Annotated in this window: 6 protein-coding genes; 3 read left to right on the forward strand and 3 right to left on the reverse strand. The window is 66.1% G+C overall.

What is annotated here, in order from left to right; all coding sequences use genetic code 11:
• The first annotated feature begins 252 nt into the window (after positions 1–252).
• Entirely contained in the window at positions 253–1,752 is a 1,500-nt protein-coding gene (locus tag FZP69_RS11655) for a hypothetical protein (RefSeq protein WP_152041462.1), read from the forward strand.
• Between the two features lie 192 nt (positions 1,753–1,944).
• On the opposite strand, the gene FZP69_RS11660 is transcribed toward FZP69_RS11655, so the two are convergent.
• Positions 1,945–3,912 carry a DEAD/DEAH box helicase gene (locus FZP69_RS11660; RefSeq protein ID WP_152041463.1) on the reverse strand — a complete coding sequence of 656 codons (1,968 nt, stop codon included), beginning with the start codon at positions 3,910–3,912 and terminating at the stop codon, positions 1,945–1,947.
• 181 nt (positions 3,913–4,093) lie between these two features.
• Between FZP69_RS11660 and FZP69_RS11665 the strand changes: the two genes are divergently transcribed.
• Positions 4,094–4,930, forward strand: a complete 837-nt coding sequence (locus tag FZP69_RS11665) for a hypothetical protein (protein WP_152041464.1) — start codon at positions 4,094–4,096, stop codon at positions 4,928–4,930.
• Between the two features lie 1,319 nt (positions 4,931–6,249).
• Positions 6,250–7,455, forward strand: a complete 1,206-nt coding sequence (locus FZP69_RS11670) for a Cdc6/Cdc18 family protein (protein ID WP_152041465.1) — start codon at positions 6,250–6,252, stop codon at positions 7,453–7,455.
• A gap of 291 nt (positions 7,456–7,746) precedes the next feature.
• Here FZP69_RS11670 and FZP69_RS11675 read toward each other — a convergent pair whose 3' ends face one another.
• Positions 7,747–8,535 (reverse strand): helix-turn-helix transcriptional regulator, encoded by a 789-nt coding sequence (locus FZP69_RS11675; RefSeq protein ID WP_152041466.1) that lies wholly within the window; start codon positions 8,533–8,535, stop codon positions 7,747–7,749.
• Between the two features lie 97 nt (positions 8,536–8,632).
• Positions 8,633–9,193, reverse strand: coding sequence for a TATA-box-binding protein (locus tag FZP69_RS11680; RefSeq protein WP_152041467.1), 561 nt, complete (start codon positions 9,191–9,193; stop codon positions 8,633–8,635).
• Positions 9,194–9,792 lie beyond the last annotated feature (599 nt).

The following is a 9,792-nucleotide window of genomic DNA, read 5'->3' on the forward strand; positions in this document are numbered from 1 at the left end:
CGGGTGTAGGTGGACGACGACTCGTAAAACGGTTCGCCATCCGTGGTCGACCCATCCCCGGAAGTCGGCGACTCCGCCTCACCGAGGCGTCAGAGGGTTATCAGCGTCAATAATTTGAACGTCGAATTTATCTACTCGCCAACGTCTCATCCGCACGGACGAGGTGAGCCGAGGGAACCCGACTGGCCGCGCTGTCGGGACCTCGACAGGTGACCGGTCCACTGGACACCCACAATGGGGACGATAGAAAACATGACTTCACTCACGCAACCAGCCGACTACTCCGTCGCCGAACTGAAAGACGCCCTCGAAGAGATCGACGACCCCGAAGAGCTCGAACGGCTCCTCGACGCCGAGCGGGACGGCGAGAACCGCGTGACCGCCACGGAGGCTATCGAACAGCGCCTCGAGGCGGTCGATGCCGACGACGCGGTTGACGCCGACGCCGACGTTGCGGACGACGACGAAGCGGCCGACGCGCCCGTCGACACCGGCGGTGACTCCGTCAAGGAGACGCCGGACGAGGACGCGACCGTCGCCTCCCGTGACCGGGTCGCCCCCGCGACCACAGCCACCGAGACCGACGGGAACGCGGTCGAACGCCTCCGGGACGAGGCGATGGCCGAGAGTGCCGACGCCGCCCGCGGCTCGCTGGACCTCTCCACGACGCAGGCCGAGGCGATGTCGCTGTCGACGAACGCCTCCGGTCTGGAGGACGACCTCGGACAGCAGCTCGTCGAGAACCTCGAACGGATCCGCCGCAGCTTCGAGGACGCCTCCGAGGAGGGGGGTCGCGTCGAAGCCCGCATCCGTCACCTGCAGAACGAGGTCAGCGACCTGAAGTCCTACACCAACGCGCTCGAGGAGTTCCTCGACGAGGAGGGCACGGGCCGACAGGTGATCGAGTCGGTTCGCGCCGACATGGCCGCCCTCGAGGACGATCTCGCGGAGGTCACGAACGACGTACAGATCCACGGCCGCAACCTCGGGAAGCTCTGGGAGGTGATCGAGGACATCGAGAACGAACTCTCCCGCTTCCACGAGATCGTCGACCGCCAGCGCCGTGAACTTGGCGACGTCGCCGAAGACGTCGACGCGGTCGAGTCGGCGCTCCACGAGGTCCGCGAGACCGCCGACGAGCGATACGACGCCCAGCGCTCCCGGCTCGACGGTCTCGACGAGACGCTCGACGACCACGCCGGCACACTCGACGCGCACGCTGACTCGCTCGACGGCCTCGACGAGACGCTCGACGATCACGCCGGCACGCTCGACAGCCTCGACGAGACGCTCGACGACCACGCTGACTCACTCGACGACCACGCCGACACGCTCGACGCGCACGCTGGCTCGCTCGACGACCTCGGCGACGGGGTGAGCGCGGTCGAACAGGAGATCGACATCGTCGGGACCGACGTCGACGACGTCTCGGACCGACTGGACACTGTCGCCGGAGACCTCAGAGAACTCGACGCGTCGGTCGACGACCGCTTCGCCGAGGGCTCCGAAGCCCGGGCGGCGCTGTCGGCGCGCATCGACGAGAACGCCGAGGCCATCGACGACCTCGCCTCGACGGTCGACGACATCGCGGCCGACGTCGACTCGCTCGAACAGCTCGTGGGGGGCTCGGGTCGCGTCGACCAGCGGTTCGAGTCGATCGAAGAGGAGATCGAGACCCTGCAGGAGTGGCGCGAACAGCTGAGCTCCGTGATCCTGGGAGGTGGCGGCGACCCGAGCGCCGCGGACCAGTAGCGAGCGAGGTCTCTCACACGGGGAGCCGCCGACGGTCCGAACGACGCGTGCTCTCGGGCCCGATCGACGGTGTACTGTTCGTGGACGTCACGCGTTTCGTCCGTGAAAGGTACACGTTTTGGTCGTTGAAGTTACGTTTACTTCACATCGATAGTACGTGCTTTGTCCGACGACGTCACGCGGTTCGTCCCACTACGTTACGTCGTTCTCACGGACGAGCACCCCTTTCTCGGCGAGGTGTCGTGTCTGCCGCTGGGCGAAGTCCTCTTCTGTCGTGCCGCGCGTGGCGAGGACGTAGACGAGCGCGCTCCCCGCGGGGCGCATGGTCCGTCCGGCGCGCTGAGCCCCCTGTCGGCGCGACCCGCCCAGCCCCGAAGCGACGACGGTGAGACCGGCGTTCGGGAGGTCGATCCCCTCGTCGGCGACGCGTGAGACGACGAGCGTGCGGAGCTCTCCCTCTCGAAACCGCTCGAACAGCCGGTCACGCTCCCAGTGAGGCGTCTCGCCGCTGACGAACGGCACGTCGAGCGCCTCGCTGATCTCGCGTCCCTGGTCGAGCCAGTCGACGAACACCAGCGCCTTCGCATCGTCGTGGCGGGCCAGCAGGTATCTGATCTCGTCGATCTTGGCGGGGTTCGTCGCCGCGATCGTGTGTCGTTCCCGCCCGTCGGCCGACGCGTACTCGTTCCGTGCCTCGTCGTCGCGCCAGGGGACGTATCTGATCTCGACCTCCGGTTCCTGCACGTAGCCGGCATCGAACAGCTTGGTCCAGTCGGTACCGATGGGCGGCCCGATGAGCGTGAAGATCTCCTCTTCGTCGTCAGACTCCCTGACGGGCGTCGCGGACAGCCCCAGCCGGTGTTTGGCCTGCAGGTCCGCGCTCCGGCGGTAGACCCGTGACGGGATGTGGTGGACCTCGTCGTAGACGATGAGTCCCCACCCCCGAGAGTCGAACAGTGACCGGTGACGATCCATTCCCGCCGTCTGGTACGTCGCGATGGTGACTGGACGGATCTGCTTCGTGCCGCCGTGATACTCGCCGATCTCCTCGTCGGTGAGAGAGGTGTGTTCGAGCAGCTCTTCGCGCCACTGGACCGCGAGTTCGCGCCCGGGGACGAGGATCAGCGTCTCCCCGCCGACGGCTTCGAGCACGCCCATGCCGGCGATCGTCTTCCCGCTGCCGGGCGGGCCGACGAGGACACCCGACTTCTTCTCGACGAACGCGTCGACCCACTCGCGCTGGTAGTCGCGGAGGTCGACGTGGAGGTCGACCTCGAGCGGGTCGCCCGTGTCGAGATCGCGGTCGTCGACGACGGGGTACCCCGCCTCCCAGAGGATCCGCTTGATCGCCGCCTCGCTCCCGTCCCGGACCCACGACTCCGTGTCGGAGATCGGTGCGTGGAGCTGTTCTTCGTCGAGTTTCTGTCGGGCGACGTTCCCCATCAGGCTCTCCGTGGCCGCCTCGAGCACCGTGTAGCCGTCCTCGTGGGTGTAGAGCGTGAACTGGTGGGCGCGCTGCCACTGGTCTTCGACCCACTCCTCGAGGCGTGACGAGCGCTGGGGGAGGACCGAGCGTACCAGTGCGAGCAACTCCTCCAGGGAGTCGAACGGCGCGCTCCAGACGTCTTCCCGCCTGATCCGGTAGAGGTACCCCCTCGTCCCCGACTCACGGTCGCCCGTGGTGTCGACCAGGTGGGCGAACTGCGACATGCGGGCACGGGTGTACTGGGTCGGCGCGTCGACGACGACCTCGCGGCGCTGAGGGAAGACAACTACGCGCTCGCGCGTCGCCAGGTCGCCCCACTGGCTCGGGAACCACACCACAGGGTCGGTCTCGACGTCGACCGAGCGGACGGCTCCCTCACGCTCGAGCCCGGCGAGTGCTTCGGCCGCCTCGGCCTGCGTCGTGCCCGTCCGCCGGGCGACCTGCTGCGCGGTGACGACGGGGCGGCCCTCGGCCTCGATCGCGTGGTAGAAGTCGTCGAGCGACAGCGGCTGCGACGTCGGAGGTGCCTCGCGCTCGTTGGGGTTTTCCTCGTCGGCCGAGACGCGGTCGGCGTCGACGCCGTCGGCGGGGGTCGCGCGGTCGACATCGTCACCTCCGGCGGTGGTCGCACGGTCGGCGTCCACGCCAGCGTCCTCGGCAGACTCGTCTGTCATCGTCTCCGGTAGTGCTCGGGCCCGGAAACGGCTTGCGACTCCCTTCGTCGGTGCCTCCGACCGGATCGCCCCGACAGTCGGGTGGGCTCCGTTCGGCCAGTTCGGCCGGGTGAACGACCGCTCCGCTCGCCCCGTGTACCACAGGGTAACGGTATTGTCCATGGGCTCCCTACCTCGACTAATGACCGACCGACTCCTCGCCGTCGGGCACTCGACCTGTGAGCGTCACGGATACGAGGTCACCGACCCTGGAAAGCCGTGGTTGCCGTCTCGACTCGCCGAGCCGACGTCTCACACCACGCCGTTCGTCTCCGGTGCGACGACGTCCCGTGTCGCCGTCGAGCCCCTCACGCGCGACGAACTGACACCCACGGTGCTCGTCTCGCGTCTTCGAAACAACCGTGGCAACGAACGGTTCTCCCTCTTCGTCGTCGAGGACGTGGCGGCCGCACGGACGATCCGAACGGTGCTGCACGACCCGCCGCTCGTCGCTGCCGAAGACGCGGACGGTCGCCGGACGTTCTACGCCGGACCCGACCGCGTCCCGCTCGCCGGTGGCGGCTACGCCGCCGTCCGGACCGACTCCGACGAAGCGTCCCTGATCTGGCGTGAGGAGGGAGACGGCGACGCTCCCTCGCTGCTGCTCGTCGACACGGGCGCGGCCGCGACGGCGGACCGATCCGGAGTCGACGGTGCAGTCGTGGCGTCGCTCGACGGTGTCGACGGTCTCTGCCGTCCGGACACCGCGGCCTTCCCGTACTCGTACGCCCGCGACCCCACCGACAAACGGTTCCGTATCAGCACCGGCACTGGCCGAACCGTCGGCGTCTACGACGGGGTCGCGGCCATGCGCGCGAACGCGTACGTCCCCGTCCCGATGCCGCTCGTCCCCGAACACGTCTTCGACGGGATCGGATCCGTCAGGGACGAGTGGGCCGTGCTCGTCGTCGACGACACCGACGAAGACGACCCGACGGCCTCGACAGTCGTCACCGCCGACGGCGTCGTCGACCTGTAGGTCCCATCCGAAACGGATGCCGAGAGACGGTTCCCCGGATCGCATCCCGGTCGACGGGCAACCGAACCGTCGACGGGGCGGGTCGCGGATGGGTGGAGGCACACCGGGTTTCCGGTGAACGACGTTCGCGCGGGTTCGGTCTCGTACTTCCTCGACTGGTCTCGTACGTCCTCGACTCGGAGGCGACGAGCGTGCCGATATCCGGTGGAGACGGGGACACCGACGTCAGAGGGATACAGGGACGTTGACGTCGCGGGTGGATCGGACCTCGGACCGGCGTGCCGCGGGTCGTGGAGCCGTTTGACTGGCGGACCGGCGCGGTGAGACGGTTGCGTGAACACACCGGGTTTCCGGTGAAACAGGTCTCGGTACTGGGGACTGCTGTGAGGGAAGAGGGACACCACGTTTCCGGTGAAATCCGGTCGATCGACCCTTACGACGGAGACGTGCGATCCGGGTTTCGAGAGTCCGGTTCGAGTCCTCCGATCGACGGTCATCCGTGGACCCGTTCTTCAGTGACCGTTCATTACCGTCCCGACGGAGCGTCGACGATGCGGCGGACGCGTCCCCGGCGGACACACCACGTTTCCGGTGAACGGGGCGGAACCAGACGGGGACGCGAGCGAATTTTCGGACCCGCTCACCGATCAGCTCCCTTTGAATCCCATCGTGACGCTTGCTCTCCGATACGACCGTGCCGCGCAGATCGTGCCTCGCACGGAGACCGTCCGTAGCAGTCGATCGAGCGTGAGTCGAAATCCCCCTGAACACTAAAGCTCGTCCCTTGATACAGGAGGTCGTCCCGGGATGCAGAGACGAGTCGCATCGTGCCAGTGGTGTCCGTATTCAGTGGGTGGGGGACGACCCCCTCTCGGGTGACGCGACGCGAGTCTCACACTGGATCGCGACGACGACGTGGAGTCGTGGCACCGAGCCGGAATATATGACACAGATCCGATGGTTTTAAACGGATGTTCGGTCTTTCGAACCGTACCCCGTTTAGCGTACCTCGGATACGGTCCGATTAGGACCGTGTTGCAGCCGAAATAGTCGGTCGACGCATCAGCGTCGATGCGTCCGAGCGACTGTCGACGTCCGAGGCACGACCGTCGACGTTCCGGGAGTGCTGGGTGGTCTCTGGGGAGATTTATCGCAGTGTCGAGACGACGGTTCGGGGCGACACGACGTTTCCGGTGAACCGAATCGACCGTTTCGCCTGCAGTCCCTCCCCGCCCCGCCCCCGTTCACCGGAAACCCGGTGTGTGTCTCTCGGCCCTCGAACAGTAACGCATTTCACCGGAAACCCGGTGTGGCTGAACATGTCCGACACTGCCGACGACCTCTTCACCCGAGAGGACCCCGTCTTCGCCAACAAGGAACTCCTCGAGATCAGCCATCTGCCCGGCGAAGGGCGCATCGTCGGCCGCGACGACGAGATCTCGGATCTCGCTGCGGCGGTCAACCCGGCCATCTTCGGGCAGAGTCCGAGTAACGTCCTGATCTACGGCAAGACCGGGACCGGGAAGTCACTCTGTGCGAAGCACGTCTCCCAGCGACTGGTCGACACGGCGGGCGAGGAGTCGGTGACGGCGACGTTCGCCTACGTCGACTGCGCGCAGGACACCACCGAGACCCAGGCGGTCCAGACGATCGCCGAGGACGTGAACCAGCCCGCCGTGACCGACATCCGTATCCCGGACAAGGGGCTGTCGACGTCGACGTACTACAAGCGGCTCTGGCGGGTCCTCGATCGGCTCTACGACGTGGTCCTCGTCATTCTCGACGAGATCGACAAACTGAGCGACGACGACATCCTGATGCAGCTCTCGCGGGCGGGCGAGGCGGGGAAGATCACCGAGTGCAAGCTCGGCGTCATCGGCATCTCGAACAAGATCCAGTACAAGGATCGAATGGACGAACGCGTCAAATCCTCGCTGTGTGAGCGCGAGTTCGTCTTTCCACCGTACGACGCAAACCAGTTGCGAGCCATCATGGACGCCCGGTCGGACGCCTTCCGCGACGGCGTCCTCGACTCCTCGACGATCCCACGCGCCGCCGCGCTCGCGGCGCGCGAACACGGCGACGCCCGCAAGGCGATCGACATCCTCCGTTACGCGGGTGAGATCGCTCAGTCCACCGGGTCGACGACGGTGAAAGAGGAGTTCGTGACCCAGGCGCGCGAACGCGCCGAGACGGATCGGTTCCGCGAACTCATCCGTGGGTCGACGCCACACTCGCGGTACGTGCTGCAGGCGCTCGCGATGCTCTCGCTGTCGAACCAGCGCGAGAGCGGCTACCGAACGAGTCGCGTGTACGAGGTGTACGGGAACATCTGTGCCACACAGGGCTCCGACAGTCTCTCGCTCCGGCGCGTCCGTGACCTCCTCAAGGAACACGCGTTCCTCGACATCATCGAACAGTCGAAACACAGCGGCGGGAGCGCCGAGGGGAGCTACACGAAACACCAGCTCCTAGAGGATCCGGACGTCGTCCAGGAGGTGCTCGCCGAGGACGCCGGCAGCTGATCGACCGGCCGGGGTCGTGACTCGTTCGGAACCTCACGGAGAACCCCACCGATGTGAGGCCCCGCGTCGCAGTGACGTGGTCGGTGCCACTGCCGCGGCGCCCTGACACGACGAACACGATCGATCCCCATCGATCCACGTCGTCATCCGCAGGGCAGACATCCCCCTCTCATCGTTGTGAACTCTGCGTCATAACGATTCTGTGGGTCACACGTGGCTGATGTCGTCACACCCGACCCACACCGTCGCTAGCTGCGTCGGCTCTCCACGACGAACAGGTTCAGTCACGATTCAGGTGATGGAGACGTTCTCCGACTCGGCCCGCTGCGAACGTTCACGGTGTTCGTCGTAGATGTCGCGTGCCCACCGGACGAACGTCTCGTCGTCGCCGTCGACGCACGCGACCACGTTTCCCAGTTCGTCGTACGCGGCGACCCACACGTGATCGTCGCAGATCGTGAGTCCGAACTCGAGTTCGGCCGGGGAGATCCAGAGTGTGAACTGATCGAGTTCGAGCGCCAGTTCGAGCGCCTCGGGGAACTGCTCGCGGGACGTCTCGAGCACCGAGTGGTCGATGACGAGTTCCATCTCCGTGTCGGGGCCGATCGCGCGCTCCGCGGCCTCGTTGAACACCCGGCTGACGATGGGTGTGATCCCGTAGTATCGGTCCACGACGCCGTCGACGATGTGGAGCCAGCGTTCGATCGGGGCGTGCGGGTTCTCCGACGTCGACGTCGTAACCGTCTGGCCTGCGAGTAGTTCCGGGTCGATGTCGTCCAACGCGTCGCCGACGTGGGTCAAGAACACCTCGAGCCGGTCGGCGCACTCGACGGTCCGTTCGAGACGGTGGTACTGTCCGAGTACCATCCGGCCGGCGGGCGTCAGGCGGTAGGCTCCGTCGCGTTTCTGCACCCAGTTGCGCTCGCCGAAGCCCGACAGGTTCCGCTGTGCGGTCTCTCGCGCGCACGACACACGCTCGGCGAGCGCACTCGGACGAAGCGGCTCCTCGGCCAGTGTCCGGAGCGTCTCGACCCGACACTCCGATCCGACGAGGTACGCGACGTCTTCCCGGGCGGTCATATCTTTTCTCTCTCTCTGCGCCGAACATCAGCGTTCCGGCGGGACGAGCCGGCGGCCCGTTCGCCCGGAGGTGTCTCTGCTCGCCCTCGCGAGCAGCTCATCCGAGCAGACCGAGCCCCTCGATTCGGTCGACGATCTCGACGACGGCCGTCTCCGCGTCGCTCGTCCGCTTGCCTCCCGTGATGACGATCTTCCCGCTCCCGAACAGCAAGATGACGACTTTCGGCTCGTCCATCCGGTAGACGAGCCCGGGGAACTGCTCCGGTTCGTACTCTACGTCTTCCAGCCCGAGGCCGATTGCCAGCGCGTTGAGGTTGAGGTTGTGACCGAGGTCCGCGCTGGAGACGATGTTCTGGACCGTGATCTCCGGGTCGTCCTCGACGGGGATGTGGAGGTCACGGAGCTTCTGGAAGATGATTCCGAGCGCCTCGTGGACGTCGTCGATACTCTTCGCGCCCGTGCAGACGATCTTTCCGGAGCGGAAGATAAGTGCGGCCGCCTTCGGGTTCTGTGTCCGGTAGACGAGTCCCGGGAAGTTGTCAGGATTGAAGTCGGCGCCGGGGAGGTCCTCTGCCAGCGCCTCGAGGTCGAGTTCCTGACCGATGCCGGTCGATGCTACGACGTTCTGAATCTCGATGGAGTCTGCCGGTGTGCTCATTGTCTCGTGGTTGTCTCCTCTGCCCGCACTTATAAACGGCACCCTTATAAAAGGAGTGCCCGATTTTCGTCGCTCGCACGCGAATCCGGGACTCAGATGCGACCAAAGTATCGGACACACGTACTGTCTGCTGAGGAACAGGTACGTCTGTCGGGACGAATCGTTCCGGACCCGAGCGTTCTCTCGTTCGGACTGCCCTCCGACGGGTGGCTCTCGAACACCGCCCCGACGGACGTGAGATCCGGGATGGACGACGACAGCGGGTGTGTCGGATGGGTGGCGGCGTCGACTCCTCTGATCCACCGCCCATACGGTTGGCTCGACGTACGAACGGTGTCTCGGTGTACCGTGAAACCGACTGCCGTAGCCGCTCTCGTTCGACGGCCTTTTACGTTCCCCCGGCCTTCCAGCTAATGCGACGAACGCACCCGGGTCACTCCGGGTGTGTCTCCATCCACGCCGCTCACTCGAACCCGTCGCACTCCGACGGGCTTAAGTACGACACGGCGTTTCGATGGAACGCGAACGACACACTGCGACTGCGGCTCGGTCACCTCCGATCCGCGCTCGCGTTCGGACCACCCACCGGGGTTCGACGG

The sequence above is a fragment of the Salinigranum salinum genome, from assembly GCF_009176545.1.
Classification (GTDB): Archaea; Halobacteriota; Halobacteria; order Halobacteriales; family Haloferacaceae; genus Salinigranum; species Salinigranum salinum.

What these genes read in the sequence shown, in the direction of transcription:
- FZP69_RS11655 (WP_152041462.1), top strand. Translation starts at nt 253, where the DNA reads ATGACTTCACTCACGCAACCAGCCGACTACTCCGTCGCCGAACTGAAA.
- FZP69_RS11660 (WP_152041463.1), bottom strand. Translation starts at nt 3,912, where the DNA reads ATGACAGACGAGTCTGCCGAGGACGCTGGCGTGGACGCCGACCGTGCG.
- FZP69_RS11665 (WP_152041464.1), top strand. Translation starts at nt 4,094, where the DNA reads ATGACCGACCGACTCCTCGCCGTCGGGCACTCGACCTGTGAGCGTCAC.
- FZP69_RS11670 (WP_152041465.1), top strand. Translation starts at nt 6,250, where the DNA reads ATGTCCGACACTGCCGACGACCTCTTCACCCGAGAGGACCCCGTCTTC.
- FZP69_RS11675 (WP_152041466.1), bottom strand. Translation starts at nt 8,535, where the DNA reads ATGACCGCCCGGGAAGACGTCGCGTACCTCGTCGGATCGGAGTGTCGG.
- FZP69_RS11680 (WP_152041467.1), bottom strand. Translation starts at nt 9,193, where the DNA reads ATGAGCACACCGGCAGACTCCATCGAGATTCAGAACGTCGTAGCATCG.